Source organism: Alteromonas sp. LOR (assembly GCF_000753865.1).
Taxonomy (GTDB): domain Bacteria; phylum Pseudomonadota; class Gammaproteobacteria; order Enterobacterales; family Alteromonadaceae; genus Alteromonas.
In genome coordinates, this window is the sequence record NZ_JQFW01000057.1 from 446456 (window position 1) to 467883 (window position 21428).

A 21428-nucleotide genomic window follows, 5' to 3' on the forward strand; every position below is an offset into this window, starting at 1 on the left:
TTTAGCGTATGCGTTGAAACGCCGCTCTGCATTTGTTAAACAAACTATTTCTGTTGCTCGAAATACTCTTTTTCTTCCTGCATTTCTTCTTTCAGTTTTTTGATACCCAAACCAAGTTCGCGACCTCGTTTTCTTGCAAATGCTGCACAACCAACAAACATAGTGGTGCAAAGCACTAACTCAACAACGCCATACCAACGCTCTGCGGGTACTGCATACACCACGGTGCAAGCGTGAATAAGGTAAAACAGCACGACAAAGTTCGCCCATGCATGAGTATAGGGTTTGCCTTTCAATACGCCGCGATAAGGCAACAGTAAAGGCAACAGATAAATCAGCACAATAAACGTAGGCGAGTAGGTGTGTACCTTGGTAAAGGTAAATTGCCACAACGTAAGCCATACTATTAGTAGGGTGTGGCTTACGAGCGCTAAATAGCGAAAAAAGCGCGTATCAGATGCCATTCTCATTCTCCGAATGTGTAGGTGTATAAAGTTGTTGAGCAAATGAAGCCAAGCGTTTGCCTTGTGCCATACACAGTGACTTCTCGTCGTCGCTCAATTGATTTGAATTTTTTAGGTTGGAATGCGCCACGTGCGTAACGCCGTAAGGACTACCGCCGGTTGTAGTGGTATGAAGCTCAGGCTCACTGTAGGGTAAACCACAAAGCACCATGCCATGGTGTAGAAGCGGGATCATCATGGAAAGCAGCGTAGACTCCTGACCACCATGCATGGAAGAGGATGAGGTAAATACGCAGGCCGGTTTGTCAATGAGCGAGCCTTTGAGCCACAAATTACTGGTTGTGTCTAAAAAGTGTTTCATCGGCGCTGCCATATTGCCAAAACGGGTAGGGCTTCCCAGTGCGAGGGCGCTGCAATTTTCTAACTCTTTCAATGATACCACAGGCACATCCAGTTCAGATTCACCGGTCGCAATTACAGCGCTACCATCCTGGTCTTGCTCCTCAACTTTTAAGCCAGGCACAGTGCGGACAATAACGGGAACATTGGTGGAGGTTATGCCTTGTGCAATGGCGTCAGCCAGACGCTTGGTGCTTCCATGGCGACTGTAGTAAAGAACAAGAACGGGTTTCACTATACTATTTCCAATACATTTTCAGGTGGACGACCAATGCGAGCGTGGTCTCCGTTTATCACAATAGGGCGCTCAATTAATTTAGGTGTAGTAACCATTGCCTGTAATAAAGCATGGTCGTCGACGTCCGCATCCATCAATTTTGCTTCTTTGTATTCTGATTCCTTGGTACGCATCATGTGGCGAACCGATTCAACGTTAAGTTTTTTAAATATTGATTTGATTTCATCAAGGCTCAGTGGGGTTTTCAAATATTCAATAACCTTGGGCGTAATGCCATTTTCTTCTAGCAATGCCAAGGCTTGTCTGCTTTTAGAACAGCGCGGATTGTGGATGATAGTGACTTGAGTCATGAATAAAGCCTTACTATGATATTTTGCGCAGACTATTGCGCTTTTGATTTTTGTTTTCAAGCAATAATCAGTGAGAAGGCGAAAAATGTTGAACGCCATTCAGGTTTCGTACTACTTTAAACAGTTAACAGTGCCTATAGACTCTGAAAAGCGCCGAAGAATTAAAAACGAAAACATATTGCTCGCCCCAATTTTGACGAAGAACTTACGGAAAACACGTATGGCCAACAAATTTAAGCCAATTCAAACAACAGCGCACGGCATAAAAGCATTTGCCTTCGTTGCGCTAACGCTACTGGCGCTAGGTGCTGGTATCTTCACCTATCAGTCGCAGCACAGTGATTTCGAAACAGTGAGTGGCCAAGGTTACCAATGGAGCGAATTACAAGGGCAGTGGACCGTAATCAACTACTTTGCCCCCTGGTGCGCGCCGTGCTTACGTGAAATGCCCGAGTTAAACGCGTTTAGTCAAAACCTGCCAGAGGACACGTTACTTTTTGCGATAAACTACGACAGGCAAACATCCACACAAATTGCTGAAATGGCAAATAAATACACCATTGAAGTGCCTATTATTTTCGCATCTGAAAACACAGAGCTTCCCATGGAAAAGCCACCGTATCTACCAGCAACATTCATAGTAGGCCCAGAGGGAAAAGTAGTCGATACCATTATGGGTGAAGTGTCAGAGCAAGAGCTGCGAGAGCGAATTCAACAGTTGAAGACTGAGGCAAATAAAGCCGCATAAGTTCGTAATTAAAGCCGCTCTAATCGGTCCTCTTGATCTCTAAACTGCTTAATGCGAGCTCTTATGCGTTGCTTTTGTAAGTGATTATCGCCAGCAAAATTGTAGGCATATTGCAGTTCATCTACCGCTCTATTGTAGGCCCCGTAAAGCGCATACACTTCCGCTTTACTTTGATGCATCTGAGAGAAGCGTTTCGCTTTTTGATATGCTTCGCTCATCATTTGATATGCCACCTGATAATCTTTCTTCACTAGCAAGAAGTCTTTAAGCAGTATAATAGCCTCGTCGTATTTTTGGGCACTGATAAGCGCATTCGCTTGATTCAGCGCCAACACTTGGTTTCGCGGGTTATGCGTAACGTGAGGCTTGAGCATTTCTACCGCTTTTAACGGTTCGCCAAGGGCAATATATATGTCCGTTGCTGCATCAAGATAGAAAAGGTTGGTTGGGTCTTTTTCCAAAAGCTCGTCTAATATCTTTTGGGCTTTCTTGTTCTCTTCGTTTCGCATATAAGCCAGAGTGAGTCCATACAAAGACGCTTCTCTGCTTCGCTGCGCTTGTTGGTCAACGGCGGCCTGGTAATATTCGAGTGAATAATCTGCATCGAAAGAGTAGCGCGACTTTATTCGCGCCTTTGCTAATTCAAACTGTTTGTTAATAGGTAAATAGCGTCTTGGGTAGTCATTAGCGCGGTTTCTCGCGTCAGCAATACGTGTTTCGGTTAAGGGGTGAGTTAACAACCTAGCTGGCGGTCGTGACACCATTCTATATTCTTCTGCCATGGTTGAGAAAAAGCTCGCCGCACCTTTTGGGTCAAACCCCGCTCTGGCAAGCATGGCGATACCAATTCGGTCGGCTTCTTGCTCGTTAGACCTTGTGTAATCTATTTGCAACTGGGCTGAGGCTGCCGAACCTGCCTGCATCGCTGCCATGCCCGCTTGAGGGTTCGCAATTGCAATAAGCACGCCGCCTATCAGGGAGGCAAGGGCCAATGGGGAAGCTCGCTTTTGTGCCTGCATTCTTCGCGCAATGTGACGCTGGGTAACGTGAGAGATTTCATGAGCAAGCACCGAGGCTAGTTCACTCTCATTGTCTGCTCGTCGCATCAGTCCAGCGTGAACACCAATATGACCGCCAAAGAAAGCAAACGCGTTAATAGCATCGTTATTAACCCAAAAAAATTGGAAGGGGAACTTGGCATTATCTGCATGCACAACAAGGCGATTGCCTAAATCCTGCAAATATTCATCTAATACAGGATCGGCGATAATTGGACTTTGGCCGCGCATTTGACGCATAACAGCGTCGCCAATGATCATCTCTTTATCAAGAGAAATGGCGTCTGACGCTACCACGCCTATCTCGGGTAACGTATTTTTATTGCTGTATTTCGTATCTTGGGCAACAGCAGATAAGCTGAGGATAAGAGCGCAAGAAAGAATAATAAACGGCGCAGATAATTTTTTTCTCATGAACCTACAAGTGTACCAATGTTGTTTACTGTTTTGTTAGAACCATAAGTGGTTAAACAGTTTCATTTTTCTTCGAATATTTCACTAATAGTTGAAGCTATCATTGTGCACCATGCTTTACGTTATTGCTACATGTGCACAGCGTGCATGTTTAGCTGATTATCATAGCCCGGCATATCAAAGCCTGGCATATTAACTTTGCTAGAAGGAACTTTTAGAAAAAACCATTAAACTGTGCAATACACAACAAGTTGCTCGATAACCGTTCAGCTTAAACGTTTTCTTAACGCGCGGTCATTCTACTTTCAATCTTTGTACGCACGTAATGTCATACCAGTTTGATTTAGAAAGATTCTTATCTACTACTTATTGCTAACTCGCCATCTGATAAACTATGATGCGTGTCCTATTCTTTGTATTTTCTGGATATTGATATGATTAGCGTGTTTGGTCGATGGTACCGACGCAAATTTTCCGATCCCGATGCAGCAATGCTGCTTATCTTAATTTTACTTAGCACCGCAGTTCTATTGCTGTGGGGCGAATTGATCATGCCTGTTTTGGTGGCGGCGGTTATCGCGTATCTTCTCGACTGGCCTGTGACCAGATTAATAAAGTTGGGAGTAGGAAGGGGGATAGCATGTGGTGTAGTGCTTCTTGGATTTATTACAATCACTATTCTAACGCTAATTGGTCTTGTACCTATTATTTCTAAACAAAGCGTTAACCTTATTCAGGAGACGCCACTTATTTGGCAAAAAGCCCAAGAGTGGATTTTAACATTACCAGACAAATACCCCGATTATGTTCAGGTTTACCAAATTCATCAAATGATGGAAGGGTTAAACGACAAGCTAGTTGAAGTGGGAGAAACGCTTATTTCCGTGTCGTTTAGCAACATTGCTAATGTGGCTGCACTACTGGTTTACATGGTGCTTGTACCCTTGATGATATTTTTCATGTTGAAAGACAAAATGTTCTTTTTAGACAGCATTTCTAGATTGCTTCCAAAGGAGAGACGATTAATCACCCAGGTGGGGCACGAAATGAACTCTCAAATTGCCAACTATATTCGGGGGAAGGTCATCGAGATTGTCATCGTAGGTGTAATTAGCTGCGCGACGTTTGTTCTAATGGATTTGCGTTACGCTATCTTGTTAGGCGTTCTTGTGGGGCTTTCTGTGTTAATTCCTTACATCGGCGCTGCAGTGGTTACCATACCGGTTGCCATTGTTGCTATGTTTCAGTGGGGCATTAGCCCTGAATTTTGGTATCTCATGCTAGCTTACGGCGTTATACAAGGTTTAGATGGCAATCTACTGGTGCCACTCTTGTTCTCTGAAGCAGTGAGTTTGCACCCCCTGTACATCATTATTGCTGTTTTGGTATTTGGCGGCTTGTGGGGGTTCTGGGGCGTGTTTTTTGCAATTCCACTTGCAACCCTAGTCAAGGCAGTGATCACCGCGTGGTCGAGTAACCCCGTAAAAGAGACGCCAGAAGTCGCATAAAAGTGAAGCACTGGTACAAACAAAGCCCCTACATCGAGGGGCTTCTTCGTTTTAGCCATTGTTTAAGTAGTCTAGCACCACGATGTGGTGGTCTTTCGTTTTGAATTTATTGAAGACGTGTTCAACTGTACCTTCTTCATTGATTAAAAACGTTAACCTGTGTATGCCGTCGTATTCTTTGCCCATAAACTTCTTAAGACCCCACACTCCAAAATCATCTGCCACAGCGTGATCTTCGTCTGATAATAAGGTGAAGTTCAGACTCTCTTTCTCGATAAATTTCGGCAAGCGTTTTACTGCATCAGGACTAATACCTAATACCACAACGTTTTTCGCTTCAAGTTCGCTTTGGATATCACGAAGTCCTTGAGCCTGCACCGTGCATCCTGGCGTCATCGCTTTTGGATAAAAATAAACTAAGACCTTTTTACCTGCGAAGTCAGACAACGCGACGGTTTCGCCATTTTGGTCTAAAAGAGAGAACTGTGGTGCTTTATCACCAGCTTGTAGTGTTTTCATTAGGATCCTTTTTCTGTTTGTCTACCACTTTGCCCGTCACATTTAACGTAGCAAATAGGGTCATTAGATCAGATTCTAGTTGTTCAAAGCTTTCTGATGTGGGAATAGACACCACAAATTTACACTGCATAACGTTATGGTCTGACTCTTGGTACGTTCGCTGCCTAAACGCACTGATGATGGCTTCGCGATCGGCAAAAAAACCAGTGACCGACTGAATGAGTCCCGCCGCGTCTTGGCCGCTAAATTCAACATTGAGCAGGTTAGCGAGATTTTGTTTTTCGTGGTGGCTTGTCCGCTTCATCATCGACAACAAATCTAGGCGTTGGATGACCGCGGGCAAGGTGCATTCGGCCTTTGTGATGGCGCTTTGGCTTCCCTCAATAATCATGGTGAGAGAAAACTCTCTTCCATAGACTGCTTGTCGACTATCGAGAATATTGCACTGGGCCTGCGAAACAGCGGTGGCTATTTCGCTTAGAATGCCGCTCTTATCTGTACCTAAAAGTGTAACGATTAGTTGGTGTTTAGACATCAAATTCACTTTAAACCTAGCAATGGCGGGATGTTAGCATAGAGTTTTTTGTTAAGTTAGTGCCTTTTTGGCGTCATTGCATAAGTTATTGTCAAATTCTTGTCTATTTACCCGCGCAACCGCTTGTGTTTGCGCACTGAGATAATTAACATGTGCGCTCACATTTTGCGGAGAGATTATGTTTACTGGTAGTTACGTCGCACTCGTCACACCCATGTTCGAAAATGGCGATATAGATTATAAGTCTTTAGAGAAACTGATTAAGTTTCATATAGAACAAGGAACCCACGGGATTGTTTCAGTAGGAACAACCGGTGAATCAGCGACACTTCCCTTTGACGAACACGTAAATGTGGTTAAAGAAACGGTAGCGATGGCGTCTGGTGCTATCCCCATTATTGCTGGAAGCGGAGCAAACTCCACCGCGGAAGCTATTTTTCTTACGGAACAACTTGGCGCAGCCGGTGTTGACGGCTTTTTAAGTGTGGTTCCGTATTACAACAAACCTCAACAAAGGGGAATGGTGGCGCATTTTAATGCGATTGCCGATGCGAGCGAACAGCCCGTTATTCTCTATAATGTGCCAGGCAGAACGGTTGCCGATATGTTGCCTGAAACTGTCGCTGAACTTGCCGTACACAAAAATATTGTGGGCTTGAAAGATGCCACAGGCGATATATCTCGCTTAAAAGAAACTCTTCCCTTAGTACCTTCAGATTTTGTCATTTTAAGTGGTGATGATGGCACGAGCAGTCAATTTATGTGTGAAGGTGGGCACGGCGTTATTTCCGTAACCGCCAACATTACACCCAAGGCTATTTCACAAATGTGTGAGGCTGCGCTTAATAAAGATTTCGATAAATGCCGTGACATTGATAAAACAATTGAACTGCTTCACAGCGAACTGTTTATCGAGCCAAACCCTGTTATGCCAAAGTGGGCATTATATAAAATGGGCATGATGGAAAGCGCTGTTATGCGTTTACCAATGGTATTGCCGGAACTATCAAGCCAAAAACGTATCGAAGAACTATTACAAAAATACGCATTGATTTCTGGTTAATTAAGGAACACAGATGAATAAAACGCTGGCTATAGCAAGTTCAGTGGCAATTGTTGCACTTGCGGGTTGTACAAGCCAAATAGATAGAAAGACTGCGTCAGGCAGTTATAAATATCTAAAAACGGAAAAACAAGAAGAACTCAAAATACCATCCGATTTAGACAAACCGGCTTTTTCTCGTGAGTTTGCGCTTCCTGAACTAGGCGAGGGTGCTAACGAAGAACTAGTAGGTCAAACATTGCCAGTGCAATCACCTGCGTTGGTTCTACCGTTAGTGACAGGCTCTCACGTTGAAGAGGGAACCAATACCGCTACGATTTGGTTTGACCAAGTTGATGACAGTCAACCATTAAGTGAAGCGATTTGGAATTCGTTACTGAGCTACCTTGACGAGAACGGCATCGGCGTTGATTCATTCGACCCTGAGGCGCGTGTACTTATCACCGACTGGATGGTAGTGAAGGAAGATGTAGATGGACCGTGGTACAGCATTGTTGATGACGAAAGCGAAATCGGCCGTCGGTTCGAGTTTAGCCTGAGCGTTAAGCCACACGGGCGAAGCGCTGCGCTTAGCGTAGACCTGAAAGACTATATGAAATCTATCGGTAATGACGTTACAGCACAGGTGACTGAGTTAGATGAACGCCGTGAAGAAGTGAGTGTTCTTAACCAAGTGGTTGGCCATTACGAATATCAAATTCGCTTAGAACAGACCCGTCGTATAGCGCGCATTCGCAAGGGTATTCAAACCGAGATGGGCTTTAACGCCGATGGCGAGCCTGCCTACGTCGTTGAATCTCAATACGATATTGTGTGGCCACGTATGTTGCTTGTATTGCGCAAACTTGGTTTTAACGTCAAAGACTTAGACAAATCTAACGGTCTTCTGTTTGTAACCTATAGCGGTCCAGAGGGCGACTGGTGGAATGATTTATTTTCAAGCGATGATAAGTTACTCGAAAAGGGTGATTATCGTTTGAAAGTGGCAAAAGCAGGTGACTCGAGAACGTCTGTAACCTTTATGGATAATGAGAGTACCCCGTTTGAAGCCAATCAGGTTTCCGACCTTTACGATGCATTTGCTGAGGTCATGTCAGAAGATAATCTTGATATATAACTGAGACTGAGAATGGAAAAACGCGACGAGCTTTACCGTGGTAAAGCAAAAACGGTTTATTACACCGATGACAGCGAAAAGCTGATATTGCACTTTCGAAACGATACATCAGCGTTTGACGGTGAAAAAATTGAGCAGCTTGATCGCAAAGGCGAAGTGAACAACAAGTTTAATCATTTCATCATGAATAAGCTTGAGGATGCTGGCATTGCTACGCAAGTAGAGGCCCTTGTATCTGACACTGAATCACTGGTGAAAAAGCTTGATATGATCCCGGTTGAATGTGTCGTGAGAAACCTCTCAGCGGGCTCTCTTGTGCGCCGACTTGGTGTTGAAGAAGGCCAAACGCTCAACCCACCCATTTTTGAGTTTTTCCTTAAAGATGATGCGCTCCACGACCCAATGGTAAATGACTTTCATATCATTTCTTTTGGCTGGGCTACAGAGTCGCAGATTAGTGAAATGAAAGCTCTCACGTTCAAAGTTAACAACGTCCTTAAGGCATTGTTCGATGACGCTGGCATGCTGTTAGTTGACTACAAACTCGAGTTTGGTGTGGACAGCGACGGTAACATTGTCTTGGGTGATGAATTTACTCCTGATGGCTGTCGTTTGTGGGACAAAGAGACCCGCAAGAAAATGGATAAAGACAGATTCAGACAAGGGTTAGGCTCGGTAGTAGAAACCTACATCGAAGTGGCCGAACGTTTGGGATTATCGTTGTAATAACTCATCGTAATACGTTTTAGTAAAGAGGACCTGTTATGGTCCTCTTTTTGTTTAAATGGCGATAAGAGTAGTGTCTGTGGCACTAGTAATTAATGAATAGGCATTCACTGAGACTGCCTTTACGGAGAGTGTATTTTGTTTAAATCGGTGCTGCTCGTTATTGCCGCGATGGTCGCTTTTGCTGCAAATTCATTGCTGTGCCGTATGGCGTTAGTTAATACGAATATTGACCCCAGCTCTTTTACCATTATTCGGCTGTTAAGTGGCGCAGTTAGTCTTCTTGTTCTTTCAATAGTGTTCTACGTTTCTCAATCACGGTCGCAAGAGTCAGAAAGGCTCATCGCTATGATGAAGCAAAATGCGAGTGTTGCTGGGGGCATTGCGTTATTTGTTTATGCACTGTGTTTTTCATTTGCCTATATTTCAATGGCAACAGGCACTGGAGCACTGTTACTTTTTGGTACAGTGCAAGTAACCATGATCGCTGTAGGTCTGATAAAAGGGGAGAGGTTTACACCGTCACAGTGGCTTGGCTTCTCCTTTGCAATAATCGGGTTAGTCATATTGCTGCTACCAAGCAGCAGCGCGCCCTCAATGCTCTCCGCTATCTTAATGATAGTAGCTGGGTTTGCATGGGGAGCGTATTCTTTGATTGGAAAAAGCGCAACGTCACCACTGGTAGCAAGTGCAGGAAATTTTGTGATAGCTTCAGCGCTTTGTGTGCCCCTTGGAGCAGTTGTGCTTTTAATAGGAGCTAAAATCAATATAGATCCCACAGGCAGCTTATACGCGCTTGCATCCGGCATGCTCGCATCAGGCGCCGGTTATGCTATTTGGTATGCGGCCTTACCCTTAATAAAGTCTACTACCGCCGCTACTGTTCAATTAAGTGTCCCTATCATTGCTACGTTTATGGGGTGGGCCATTTTAAAAGAATCATTAAACATAACTATCATAGTGGCGTCACTTGCTACCTTAGGCGGAATTTTGCTGGTGATAAGGCAAAGAAATTAGCATCGACGTGTCGAGTCTCATCTCTCTAGTGGCAGTGGAGAGTTGTGAGTAATAAAGAGCAAAATCTGAGTATTTCAGGCGATAAACCATAAAAAATTGAATAAATGAGCGATTTTAGCACCCATTTACGCCTCTCTGTGTTACGTTCATATGCGAGTTTGGCTATGCTTCACACTCAGGATGTGAGATAGCTGTGTGGGAAAGAAGGCCCACTCTTTTCAATACGGACGTTCATCAATCACAGTATCGTTTAAGATATCCAAAATAGCACTATTAACTAGCGTTAGGAGAGATTTTGACCAGCCCAGTATTGCCGCCGAACGAACAAAAGCGAATGGATGCGCTGCGCAGCTTAAACATATTGGATACCTCTCCAGAAGAACGTTTCGATAGAATTACGCGTTTGGCCGCGCAATTATTTTCCTGTGAATTTGCGACCGTTTCTCTCGTCGATTCAACACGTCAATGGTTTAAATCGAAAGTTAACCTTGATGTTGATGAAACATCACGAGATATCGCTTTTTGCGCCCATGCTATTTTAGAAACCGATGCGTTGATTGTACAAGATACGCATAAAGACAAACGCTTCTCTTCAAACCCCCTCGTTGTGGAAGACCCTTACATACGCTTTTATGCGGGGATAAAACTGATGGTTGACGGGCAGGCTGTGGGAACCATCTGCGTGTTTGATACCACCCCTAGAACCTTCTCTGCCCAGCAGATCAAGTCCCTTAAAGATTTAGGCAGTTTGGTTGAGCTTGAATTAAAGCGCACTGACCTTTCTGTATTGTCACAGGAACTCGATATAAAGCACCAAGCGCTTCTTGAATCGCAAAAGTTAATGCGAGTTCGCGGTGCTATTCTTCAAAAAGTAGTTAATACGGAGCCGCTCTCATTTGTACTTGACGATATTGTCGCTGCCGTTGAAAAAGAATATAAGAACCAGCTATGCAGCATACTGTTACTAGATGGTACTCAGCTACGATTAGGCGCAGCTCCTTCATTGCCAGATTTTTACAACGATTTGATAGATGGCGTTGAGATTGGTCTTGGACAGGGCGCGTGTGGCACTGCGGCTTTTCTTAATGAAAGAGTTATTACAGACGATCTAACTACCCATAGTTATTGGGCGTCTTGGCGTGATGCGGCGAAACAGGCTAATTTGGGGGCGTGTTGGTCGCAACCTATCTGCGGTGCAGATGGAAAAGTACTGGGTACTTTTGCCATTTACCACAAAGAAGCGGGCGTGCCGTCAGATGAAGACATCACTCGTATTGAGTACTTTGCCCATGTCGCGAGTATTGCCATTGAGCGGGAAAGGGCGGATGAAATAATTTGGCGGCAGGCTAACTACGATAGCTTAACCGGTTTGCCTAACCGCCACCTTATGGAGGACAACCTGTCTCACGCATTAAGTTCTGCCGATCGACTATCCACGAAAGTCGCCGTGATGTTTCTCGACTTAGATCATTTCAAGGATATAAACGATACTATGGGGCATGGCGTCGGCGACGAATTACTCGTTCAGTGTGCCCGTCGTATTGAGCGTTGTGTCAGGCAAAACGATAGTGTTGCTCGCTTAGGCGGCGATGAGTTCGTCATCATCATCAATAATTTGCACGATGTTAAAAATGTTGAGCGAGTGACACATGATTTACTGTCGTCACTGTCAAAACCACTGACCATCGAAAACGAGGTGATTCACACCAGTGCCAGTATTGGTATAACGCTCTATCCCGATGATGCGCAAGACGTTAGTAGTCTTCTTAAAAATGCCGACCAAGCCATGTTTCGCGTTAAGGCAAGTGGTAGAAATAGCTATGAGTTTTACACGGAAAGCATGCGCGAGGCGGCTGTCAAAAGGTTGGGGCTGCTCAATGATTTGCGCTATGCCACCCAAAACGATGAGTTTTTTATTGAATACCAACCTATTGTGGCGCTAGAAAGCGGCGACATTCATAAGGGGGAAGCGCTAATTAGGTGGAATCATCCCAAACAGGGACTAATCAGACCCGATGATTTTATTCCGCTAGCTGAAGAGTCAGGTTTGATCATTGAAATAAGCAACTGGGTTTTTTCTCAAGTATGCGACGATATAAATCGCTGGAGAGAGGCTTATTGTAAAGACTTGCAGTTAAGCATTAATACATCAGCGAGCCACTATTTTAGTTCAGAGCCCAATATTATGGAGTGGATGACTGCACTATTGGAGACCAACACGCCATCAAGTGCTTTGTTAATTGAAATTACCGAAAGCTTGTTAATGGACGCTGATGAAAAAGTCTCACAAAAGCTATTTCAATTCCGCCAGGCTGGAGTAAGCATTGCGCTAGATGACTTTGGTACTGGGTACTCCTCCATTTCCTATCTAAAGAAATTCCCCACCGACTACATAAAGATAGACAGAAGCTTTGTCAACTCGATGACAGAAGTAAGTAACGACAAAATTTTATGTGAAGCTATCATCGTAATGGCTAAAAAACTGGGTATTCAGGTGGTTGCAGAGGGTATTGAAACAAGTGAACAGCTGAACATATTAAAGAGTATGGGGTGTGAATACGGTCAAGGATATTACTTTTCTAAGCCGGTGAGTAAGTCGCAATTCGAATCTATACTCATGAATCAAAGCGAAGAAAAAAAGTCTTAGTGCTTAGCTAATCATAAAAAGGATAGGCATTGCATTGTCCTCGTTTAATGCTAACAGGTCATATATTATCATTCAGTCTCGTTGAATAGGTTTTAACGTCATTTGAAGTGAGCGATGAGCTTAACCCGCGAATTCGAGCCTAGGTCGCCTCCATAGCGCTCGCTGTTGTCTGTTTAAGACCTTGAGTTCAATCAATGACCAGCCGTTTCTAATTAGGTTGTGTCTTGAGGGATGAAAGAAATATTCTATTTATCGATCTGTGATTATAACGTGAGCCGAGACTGAATGAAGTCTAGGAAAGCGGATATCCGAGACGACACTGCGCTATTTTTATAGTACACCGCTTGAACCGATTCCCGTCGGTTCGGGCTTATAATGTCGTCGCTAAATAAATCGACAAGCGTGCCCGCGCTAAGGTCTTTATGCACCATAAAGTGAGACAGTAATGCAATACCTTGCCCTGCCAAGCATAGCTGGCGAATGGTTTCACCGCTTGAGGCGTGAAGACTGTACTGCAAATTGATATCTTGTTTGAGTGGCCACTTATTTAAACTCGGTGCGTCGCTAAAACCAATCAGTTTGTGGTTGTTAAGCGTGCTAATGTCACCCTCATGTTCTGATATAGGGTATTTTTCAAGATACTGTGGGCTTGCCACAATATGCAGCTTACTTTTTCCTAAGCGCCTAGCGTGCAAATTCGAATCAGTTAAATCACCAATACGTATCGCTATATCAGTCTTGTGTTGCAATAGGTCGATAATGCTATCGTGACTAGTAATGTCCAGAGTGATATCTGGAAATGCTTCGCTAAACTCGCCCACCAATGGCGCAAGCTGGTGCAAGACGAATGGGCTTGCCGCATCTACACGAAGTTTTCCTGAAGGAGTACGCTTTAAAAGTCTCAGTGCTTCTTCGCCTTTTTCTAACACGTTTAAGCCGTCTCTGGCATATCGCAAAAAAAGCGCGCCCTCTTCGGTTAGCTCTAAACGCCTAGTAGTGCGACTTAATAGGGTTACCTCTAATGCACCTTCAAGCCGCGTTACCGCTCTACTAAGCTTTGCTACTTGCTGATTAAGCAAGTTAGCCGCACTGGAAAAGCTACCTGTATCTATCACGGTTAAAAACGCTTCTAGGTCTTCAGTTTTTGATGAAACTGGCATCACACACCTCATATTTTCAAATTTTACAAAAGTATTTTGTCATTAGTGCTGTTTTTTGCAAATAAATTTATTGTCAAACTGAACGCACTTTATAAATGACTCCCAAAAAGACGATTTAACTGTTCACTTGGAGGGAGTAGGTGGGGTCGGCAACGACCCAGATCATGTTGAATACTTTGTGAGGATAATTGAAATGCCCATTGCATTATTTGCCTTAACGTTGAGTGCGTTTGCTATTGGCACAACCGAGTTCGTTATAGTAGGGCTTGTACCTACCATAGCAACCGATCTTGGCGTTACATTACCCAGTGCAGGCTTGCTGGTGAGTTTGTACGCTGTAGGTGTTGCCGTTGGCGCACCTGTTCTTACCGCCCTTACTGGTAAGTGGAATAGAAAACATGTTCTGCTTAGCTTAATGGCACTTTTCGTCGCAGGCAATATTCTTGCTTGGCAAGCGCCTAGTTATGAGAGCTTGATTTTAGCGCGCATACTGACAGGCCTAGCCCACGGTGTGTTCTTTTCCGTTGGTTCTACCATCGCTACAGGACTCGTGGCGAAAGAAAAAGAAGCCAGTGCTATTGCTATTATGTTTACTGGCTTAACGGTAGCGTTGGTCACAGGCGTGCCTTTGGGTACCTGGATTGGCCAAAACTTTGGGTGGAGAGCCACCTTTCTTGTAGTTTCCGCTCTTGGCACGCTTGCGCTTATTGGCAGCGCGTTTCTGGTACCGAATAATTTAAAGCAAAGTAAGCCCGCTACTTTAGGTGAGCAAATGAAGGTGTTGGTTCAGCCTCGACTGGTATTAGTGTATCTAATGACGATATTAGGCTATGGCGGCACGTTTACAGCATTTACTTATCTTGCACCAATATTGCAGGAAGAGGCGGGTTTCGCTCCTTCAGCTATTAGCTTAATCATGTTGGTTTATGGTGCGTCAGTTGCGGTCGGTAATATTTATGGCGGGAAACTTGCCGACAAAAAAGGCCCAATTCGGGCGCTAACGATTATCTTTTCAGCCCTTGCGGTAATTTTGTTTGCGCTCACGTTCACTATGGGCAGTAAAGTTGCTGCAGTGATCACCGTATTGGTGTGGGGCGCCTTTGCTTTTGGAAATGTCCCAGGTCTTCAGGTCTACGTCGTTCAATTAGCAGAGAAGTTTACGCCCAATGCAGTTGATGTTGCCTCTGGGTTAAACATAGCGGCATTTAATATTGGTATTGCTTTGGGCTCAATTATAGGCGGTGCCATTGTAGACGGCATGCAGTTATCAGATACCGCATGGATTGGTGCTCTTATCTCTGTCGCGGCCCTAGTTGTCACTCGTTATAGCGGCCATTTAGACAAGCGTGCACTTAATACTACAGGCAATGCAACGAGTTCATAGGAGTTCACCATGACAACAAATACCTTTGATAAGCTTGCACAGCATGAATTTTCTGTAGGTGTGGAGCTTCCACTAGATAACGACTGGGCGCATTTTGACGCTACAAAGGGTACGCCGTTTGGCGTACCTGATATGAGCGAACACCACAGCCGTATTCAGCTAGCCGACAAGCTGGGGTTTAAAGCGGCGTGGGTTAGAGATGTACCGGTTTACGATCCCAGCTTTGGTGATGCGGCCCAGATTTTTGAAACCTTCACCTACTTAGGCTATTTGGCGGGCATTACAGACAATATTCTTTTAGGAACAGCCGCTGTAGTTTTGCCTCTTAGGCAGCCATGGCTTGTTAAAAAGGCGGCAGCAACAGTCCAGCAACTGAGTAACGACCGTCTTATTCTCGGTGTCGCCAGTGGCGATAGACCGGCTGAATACCCTTTGTTTGATGTTGATTTTGACAGTCGCGGTGAGCAATTTAGACAATCACTTGAGATTCTCAAGCATGGCGATAATACGCTTAAGGACGGTATGTCACTGCTGCCAAAATCGGCTTCTGCGCCACTTTACGTGGCTGGGCTAGCTCAACAAAGCCCTCAGTGGGTTGGAGAAAATATGGACGGTTGGTTGGCATATCCCGGCACACCAAACGACCATAAAAAGCGTGTTGAGCTTTGGCGAAATGTCGCGGGTAACAAGCCTTACGTTAGCTTTATCCATCTTAATTTGGTTGAAGACGACGAAGCGCCGATAAAACGCCACCGATTCGGGGTTGAAACTGGTGTAAATGGGCTTATCACTGAACTCAATGCAATGAAAGACGCGGGTGTAGATCATATTGGCCTGCACTTTAGACGTAATACTCAACTAGTAAAAGATGCGATGCAGCTTATTGCCGACAAAGTATTGCCGCACTTTCATAACTAACTAAGCCAACAAGGAGGCATCATGGCTAATGTAAATCAGTCACAAACTAACATCCCTTTGCTAGGAGTAGGCACGTTTCGTTTAAAAGACGATGAAGCCTATAACAGTGTGACAATGGCACTTGAAGTAGGTTTTCGTCATATCGATACGGCCCAAATTTACGGCAACGAAGAAGCTGTAGGCCGTGCTATTAAAGACGCTATTACAAACAATGTCGTGGCTCGAAAAGACCTTTACGTTACTACCAAGGTATGGAACGACAAGCTAAATAAAACAAGCTTTGTGGATAGTGTTAGAGAGAGTTTAGAAAAGCTTCAGCTGTCGTACGTTGACCTATTACTGATTCATTGGCCGGCACCGGAAAACGGCGAAAGCATGGAAGAGTACCTAGGTGAATTGCTGCGCGTTAAGGAGCTGGGGCTGACAAAAGAAATTGGTATTTCTAACTTCACCGTGGCACAAATTGAAGAAGCGGTGAGTGTGTTAGGTGAGGGGGTGATCGCCACGAATCAGGTAGAGGTGCATCCTTATCTCACGAATGAAAAAGTGCGTGGAGCGTGCGAGAAATATGGCATCACAGTTACAGGGTATATGCCTTTTGCTGTTGGTAAAGTTCTAAAAGATGAGACCATTACCGCTATTGCGGATAAGCATGGCGTAAGCGCTGCTGAAGTGGTTATAGCCTGGGAGCTTGCACATGATTTAGTGACTATCCCATCGTCCACCAAGCGCAAAAACCTGGAAACCAATTTCAAAGGGCTTGAACTGACGTTAGACGCAGACGATATCGCAAAAATTGACGCGTTAGATTGTGGCGATCGCCAAGCTAACCCCGATTTTTCACCTGCGTGGGATTAATCGGGAAAATCACCTTGTTAAGGAGTTATTATGCAAGCAAACGTTTGGCAATTCGCACACGCCGGTGCAGCACTGGTACAAAATATACGTGAGTTTTCTGAGCCGGATTGGTGAAAGACGTAATGGAACCTTTCGAGTTGCTTCGCAAACTCATGGTAGTGATCAAGTCATTTTGACCACTACCATTTTAGCTGTTTCAGTAACGCTTCCCTGGACTTCCCAACGTTATCTTTTTGGATACGCTTGGGCTACAGAAAGTGATTTTGATTTGAAAGATCGATTGTCGTTATGCCTGTCATTATGATAGCGAGCCAAGGGATTTTCCTGAATACTGCTCTAACTCGTCTGTTCGACCTTCTTTAATTTTGTTCGCCCAACTTGGGTCTTGAAGCAAGGCTCTACCAACAGCCACTAAATCAAATTCCCCTGCATCGAGGCGCTCTAATAAATCGTCCACTGAGCGAGTGCTGGAGTCTTGCCCTTTAAATGCACCAAAGAAATCGTCATTTAAGCCTACTGAGCCCACAGTGATTGTTGGTTTTCCGGTAATTTTCTTAGTCCACCCAGCTAAATTTAATTCACTGCCATCAAACTCATTCTCCCAATACCTGCGCTGAGAACAATGAAATATATCAACACCAGCCTCGCTAAGTGGCTGTAAAAACTGCTCTAGTTCTTGAGGAGATTTTGCAAGTCGAGCGGTGTAGTCCTGCTGTTTCCATTGAGAGTATCGAAGCACAATGGGATAGTCTTTTGAAGTTGCAGCGCGAATAGCTTTGATAATCTCAACGGCAAAACGGCCTCGATTTTCCATGCTGCCACCCCAACTATCGGTGCGTTGATTAGTGCCTTCCCAGAAAAACTGGTCAACTAAATACCCATGAGCCCCATGAATTTCAACACCGTCCATACCAATCCGTTGAGCGTCAGCTGCAGCTTCAGCGAACGCTTCAATCACAGATTCGATATGCGCTACGGTCATTGGTTCTGCACCTTGCTTACCCGGTTTAAACAAACCAGAAGGCCCGGCACTTGGCAGCTCTGGGAAAGGCGCATTTTCTGCAACACGAGCCATACCTACATGCCATATTTGTGGCATTATTTTGCCGCCAGCATTGTGAACTTCATCTACGACTTGTTTCCAGCCTGCAAGGGCATCTTCGCCGTGAAAACGTGGGATTGTTGCGCCCATCGTAGCGACTTTATCGTTTACGGTTGTGCCTTCAGTAATAATGAGTCCAGTTCCGCCCTCGGCACGTCGTCGATAATATCCAGCAACATCGCTTGTTGGTATGCCATCGGGTGAGAACTGTCTCGTCATTGGTGCCATTACAATACGATTGTCCAGCGATAAGCTTTTATTATTGAACGATGAAAACAGGGTAGTCTTAGACATTGAAGTTCCTTTCAAGTTGTTTGGGGCATGCACGTTAATATGGGATAGCTAATTCGGCAAAACTTAACATCAAATTCAATCGTACACACCAAGGAATATCGATACTAAAACGGGTGGGGCACAAGTCAATTTTCTTTTTCTGATAGTGGGTTATAAATGAGGAGAGCTCTATGACGTCAACAATAAAAGCCCGCTGTGCATATCGCCTGTAACAACTGCGTTATTGTTACATGGGGCAAGCAGCGGGCTTTGTTTTATGTCACTCGTTGTTCTTCGTATGGCGATATTACTTCGCTGATTCAAACGCGACACGTATCTCTTTGGGCGGCGCTGTATCTACACTGGCAATGGTATCTCTAATTTCTACTACACCACGGCGAGTGGGGCGGTGATGCCTTTTCAACACAGATAATGTGCCAACTGCACCGTATTTTTCAGCAAAATCGACCACGCTTAATCCATTGCAAATTAACCCATTGGCAATAGCGCTGTAGGTTTTACTCACAATTTTCGTTCCAACCATCATTTTCTTTACATCTCTTCGCAATCCATGACCGTCGTCAGTTGCAGCGTGCCGACATATCGAGATCAATCTTTCTTCGGTATAAGCAGAGGCTGCACTTGAAAACAAAAAGCCAGTAGATAGTAGGGCACCTACCATGTAAATCGTGGAGTTTTTCATGTTGTATATTCCTTTTCACATAGAATGAAGTTATGGGGTAGAAGGCTGCTAACCGCATTGCAGCTAATGTCAGAATAGGTGCTGAATCATGTTTAACCATGACACTCGAGTGTCGAGTTCATGATAAAAATAAACGAAAGAAATTCATTACCTTGAACGAGAACGTCATTGTTTAATCATGGATGAACCATGGCTTTATCATCTATGTGGTATACTAAAGTCTTAAAGATATCGGGGTAAACCATGAAAACCGTTGCCAAAACCCTGATGTACGAGTCGGAAACACGAAGGTTAGTCCGCTCGGATGGGCAATATGTTTCTTTATCACCAGCATGCTCTCGGCTACTGACAAGTTTAATTGAGGCTGAGTCTAAAGGTGTACCAAGAGATGAACTTCGCAGTATTGTATGGGGCCATCGTTACGTAAGTGATGACGCCATAAATCACCTTGTCTGTCGATTAAGGCGGAAAATCAGTGCTTTGTGTGAAACACAGGAATGGGAAATTGAGACACTTCCGTGCCAAGGGTACCGGCTGTTGATAAAAACTCCACCGCCCGTTGGATTTCTATCCAAAGTTATCAATCAACTTAATACACTATGGCAATCTCGCCCTTAAACCAATTTGCAGCAGTTTAAATCGCATATGCTTATATGTCGGCCATGCTGAACTACGTTCAAGTGTGAACGTTGGTAGTGGGACCGAGTTTTTTTTGCTGTGCTTGGGATATTAAAGCGGGACTTTTATTTTCAACGGCTTTTTTGCTACGCAGCAGCAGGGCAGTATCTCGTCGTCATCAATAAAGGCGAGAGGGTCGGTGGTGTATTCCACTTCACCTTCAAGAAGCTTGGTTCTACACGCTCCACAAAAGCCTTCTCTGCAATGATAGTGAATATTGATACCAGCGGCTTCAATAGCGCTTAATAGGGTTTTATCGGTAGGGGCGCTAATTTGCCCCACATCAACAATGTCGATGCGGAGCATCTCGTTACTGCTATTCATTAAACTGCGTAATTACAGTTCAAAGTCAGCAAAGTCTTCTTCACTTACCGCTGAGTCAATTTGACCAACAAGGTAAGAGCTAATCTCAGACTCTTGAGGAGCTACCTGTACGTTGTCTGAATTAAGATAGTTATTCATCCAAGGCAGTGGGTTACTGCTAACGTCAAACGGTGCGTCGAAGCCAATGGCAGTCATACGCTGATTAGCAATGTACTCTACATAAGAACACAATATTTCCTTATTCAGGCCGATCATAGAACCGTTTTGGAATAAGTAATCTGCCCATTCTTTTTCTTGCTCAACGGCGTTCATAAAGATAGCGCGAGCTTCGTCTTTACATTCTTCTGCAATTTGCGCCATTTCAGGGTCGTCTTTACCCTTCGCCCACAAATTTAATACATGTTGCGTTGAAGACAAGTGAAGATTTTCGTCGCGAGCAATTAGACGGATAATTTTTGAATTACCTTCCATCAGCTTGCGTTCAGCAAATGCGAACGTACATGCAAAAGAGACATAAAAACGAATTGCTTCAAGGGCATTCACAGAGTTCATGCAAAGGTATAGTTTTTTCTTAAGCTCGTACATATTGATTGTGTGTGCAACACCGTCAACCGTATGCACGCCTTCGCCTTGGGTTTGCCAAAGCTGGGTTGCAAAAATCAAATCGTCGTAGTATTTAGAAATATCAGCGGCACGGCGCTTTATTTCATCATTTACCACGATGTCGTCAAAGATTTCACTTGGATCAGAAAACAAGTTACGCAATATGTGCGTGTAAGAGCGCGAGTGAATAGTCTCGTAAAAAGACCACGTCTCTACCCAGGTTTCTAATTCAGGCAGTGAAATGATTGGCAAGAACGCAATGTTAGGGCTTCTGCCTTGTACCGAATCAAGTAATGTTTGGTACTTAAGGTTAGAAATGAAAATGTGCTTCTCTGGCTCGGTTAATTTTTGAAAATCAACGCGATCTCGAGTGACATCAACTTCTTCAGGGCGCCAGAAAAAACTTATCTGTTTTTCAATAAGCTTTTCGAAAATGGCATGCTTCTGCTGGTCGTAGCGTGCAACGTTTACGGGGTTGCCGAAAAACATTGGCTCTAGCAACGGATTTGTACTTTGTTGATTAAACGTAGTGTATTTCATGATGACCTAACTAAAAACTTAATGATAAACGCGTATTTTTATTTGTGTTCTTGCTGCTATCTATTACCTTGCGGCGCACCGC

Annotated in this window: 22 protein-coding genes; 11 read left to right on the forward strand and 11 right to left on the reverse strand. The window is 44.3% G+C overall.

Annotated features, from left to right (window positions below):
* Positions 1-44: 44 nt before the first annotated feature.
* From JV36_RS0118885 to arsC, 3 genes are read right to left on the reverse strand one after another with little or no spacing between them, the layout of a single operon-like run.
* A complete protein-coding gene (locus JV36_RS0118885) occupies positions 45-464 on the reverse strand; it encodes a DUF2069 domain-containing protein (RefSeq protein ID WP_032096455.1) in 420 nt (139 codons plus the stop codon).
* Positions 454-1098 (reverse strand): NAD(P)H:quinone oxidoreductase, encoded by a 645-nt coding sequence (gene wrbA, locus JV36_RS0118890; RefSeq protein ID WP_081926723.1) that lies wholly within the window; start codon positions 1096-1098, stop codon positions 454-456. The genes JV36_RS0118885 and wrbA overlap by 11 nt, the downstream gene beginning before the upstream one ends.
* Positions 1098-1451 (reverse strand): arsenate reductase (glutaredoxin), encoded by a 354-nt coding sequence (gene arsC, locus JV36_RS0118895; RefSeq protein WP_032096454.1) that lies wholly within the window; start codon positions 1449-1451, stop codon positions 1098-1100. Before arsC ends, wrbA begins: the two co-directional genes overlap by 1 nt.
* Before the next feature lie 220 nt (positions 1452-1671).
* Between arsC and JV36_RS0118900 the strand changes: the two genes are divergently transcribed.
* Complete coding sequence (locus tag JV36_RS0118900; protein ID WP_052010248.1) at positions 1672-2199, forward strand: TlpA family protein disulfide reductase; 528 nt, start codon at positions 1672-1674, stop codon at positions 2197-2199.
* 8 nt (positions 2200-2207) lie between these two features.
* Here the strand turns inward: JV36_RS0118900 and JV36_RS0118905 are convergent, their stop codons facing one another.
* The gene (locus JV36_RS0118905; protein WP_032096453.1) at positions 2208-3671 is read right to left on the reverse strand and encodes a M48 family metalloprotease; all 1464 of its coding nucleotides are present in this window, start codon (positions 3669-3671) and stop codon (positions 2208-2210) included.
* 434 nt (positions 3672-4105) lie between these two features.
* Between JV36_RS0118905 and JV36_RS0118910 the strand changes: the two genes are divergently transcribed.
* Positions 4106-5179: an AI-2E family transporter gene (locus tag JV36_RS0118910; RefSeq protein WP_032096452.1), complete on the forward strand. Its 1074-nt coding sequence runs from the start codon at positions 4106-4108 to the stop codon at positions 5177-5179.
* Positions 5180-5230: 51 nt separating this feature from the next.
* Here JV36_RS0118910 and bcp read toward each other — a convergent pair whose 3' ends face one another.
* A complete protein-coding gene (bcp, locus tag JV36_RS0118915) occupies positions 5231-5698 on the reverse strand; it encodes a thioredoxin-dependent thiol peroxidase (RefSeq protein ID WP_032096451.1) in 468 nt (155 codons plus the stop codon).
* On the reverse strand, positions 5676-6233 hold the full coding sequence (locus JV36_RS0118920) for a glycine cleavage system protein R (RefSeq protein WP_032096450.1): 558 nt from the start codon (positions 6231-6233) through the stop codon (positions 5676-5678). Before JV36_RS0118920 ends, bcp begins: the two co-directional genes overlap by 23 nt.
* A gap of 178 nt (positions 6234-6411) precedes the next feature.
* On the opposite strand from JV36_RS0118920, the gene dapA reads away from it, so the two are divergent.
* The 5 genes from dapA (at position 6412) to JV36_RS0118945 (ending at position 12803) form a co-directional block, all read left to right on the forward strand.
* Entirely contained in the window at positions 6412-7296 is an 885-nt protein-coding gene (dapA, locus tag JV36_RS0118925; protein WP_032096449.1) for a 4-hydroxy-tetrahydrodipicolinate synthase, read from the forward strand.
* 13 nt (positions 7297-7309) lie between these two features.
* Entirely contained in the window at positions 7310-8413 is a 1104-nt protein-coding gene (gene bamC / locus JV36_RS0118930; protein ID WP_032096448.1) for an outer membrane protein assembly factor BamC, read from the forward strand.
* Positions 8414-8425: 12 nt separating this feature from the next.
* The gene (gene purC / locus JV36_RS0118935; RefSeq protein WP_032096447.1) at positions 8426-9139 is read left to right on the forward strand and encodes a phosphoribosylaminoimidazolesuccinocarboxamide synthase; all 714 of its coding nucleotides are present in this window, start codon (positions 8426-8428) and stop codon (positions 9137-9139) included.
* 138 nt (positions 9140-9277) lie between these two features.
* Entirely contained in the window at positions 9278-10156 is an 879-nt protein-coding gene (locus JV36_RS0118940) for a DMT family transporter (RefSeq protein ID WP_032096446.1), read from the forward strand.
* A 334-nt stretch (positions 10157-10490) separates the two neighbouring features.
* The gene (locus JV36_RS0118945; protein ID WP_052010246.1) at positions 10491-12803 is read left to right on the forward strand and encodes an EAL domain-containing protein; all 2313 of its coding nucleotides are present in this window, start codon (positions 10491-10493) and stop codon (positions 12801-12803) included.
* 263 nt (positions 12804-13066) lie between these two features.
* Here the strand turns inward: JV36_RS0118945 and JV36_RS0118950 are convergent, their stop codons facing one another.
* Entirely contained in the window at positions 13067-13963 is an 897-nt protein-coding gene (locus JV36_RS0118950; protein WP_032096444.1) for a LysR substrate-binding domain-containing protein, read from the reverse strand.
* A 193-nt stretch (positions 13964-14156) separates the two neighbouring features.
* Between JV36_RS0118950 and JV36_RS0118955 the strand changes: the two genes are divergently transcribed.
* From JV36_RS0118955 to dkgB, 3 genes are read left to right on the forward strand one after another with little or no spacing between them, the layout of a single operon-like run.
* Positions 14157-15347, forward strand: a complete 1191-nt coding sequence (locus JV36_RS0118955) for an MFS transporter (RefSeq protein WP_032096443.1) — start codon at positions 14157-14159, stop codon at positions 15345-15347.
* Positions 15348-15356: 9 nt separating this feature from the next.
* Complete coding sequence (locus JV36_RS0118960; RefSeq protein ID WP_032096442.1) at positions 15357-16265, forward strand: TIGR03571 family LLM class oxidoreductase; 909 nt, start codon at positions 15357-15359, stop codon at positions 16263-16265.
* A gap of 21 nt (positions 16266-16286) precedes the next feature.
* Complete coding sequence (gene dkgB / locus JV36_RS0118965; RefSeq protein ID WP_032096441.1) at positions 16287-17123, forward strand: 2,5-didehydrogluconate reductase DkgB; 837 nt, start codon at positions 16287-16289, stop codon at positions 17121-17123.
* Positions 17124-17421: 298 nt separating this feature from the next.
* Here the strand turns inward: dkgB and JV36_RS0118970 are convergent, their stop codons facing one another.
* On the reverse strand, positions 17422-18519 hold the full coding sequence (locus JV36_RS0118970; protein WP_032096440.1) for an NADH:flavin oxidoreductase: 1098 nt from the start codon (positions 18517-18519) through the stop codon (positions 17422-17424).
* Between the two features lie 286 nt (positions 18520-18805).
* Positions 18806-19201 (reverse strand): DUF3718 domain-containing protein, encoded by a 396-nt coding sequence (locus tag JV36_RS0118975; RefSeq protein ID WP_032096439.1) that lies wholly within the window; start codon positions 19199-19201, stop codon positions 18806-18808.
* Between the two features lie 243 nt (positions 19202-19444).
* Between JV36_RS0118975 and JV36_RS19545 the strand changes: the two genes are divergently transcribed.
* The gene (locus tag JV36_RS19545) at positions 19445-19819 is read left to right on the forward strand and encodes a winged helix-turn-helix domain-containing protein (RefSeq protein ID WP_081926725.1); all 375 of its coding nucleotides are present in this window, start codon (positions 19445-19447) and stop codon (positions 19817-19819) included.
* Positions 19820-19930: 111 nt separating this feature from the next.
* Here JV36_RS19545 and yfaE read toward each other — a convergent pair whose 3' ends face one another.
* Positions 19931-20203, reverse strand: a complete 273-nt coding sequence (gene yfaE, locus JV36_RS0118980) for a class I ribonucleotide reductase maintenance protein YfaE (RefSeq protein ID WP_032096438.1) — start codon at positions 20201-20203, stop codon at positions 19931-19933.
* 12 nt (positions 20204-20215) lie between these two features.
* Positions 20216-21346, reverse strand: coding sequence for a class Ia ribonucleoside-diphosphate reductase subunit beta (gene nrdB / locus JV36_RS0118985; protein WP_032096437.1), 1131 nt, complete (start codon positions 21344-21346; stop codon positions 20216-20218).
* Between the last annotated feature and the right edge of the window lie 82 nt (positions 21347-21428).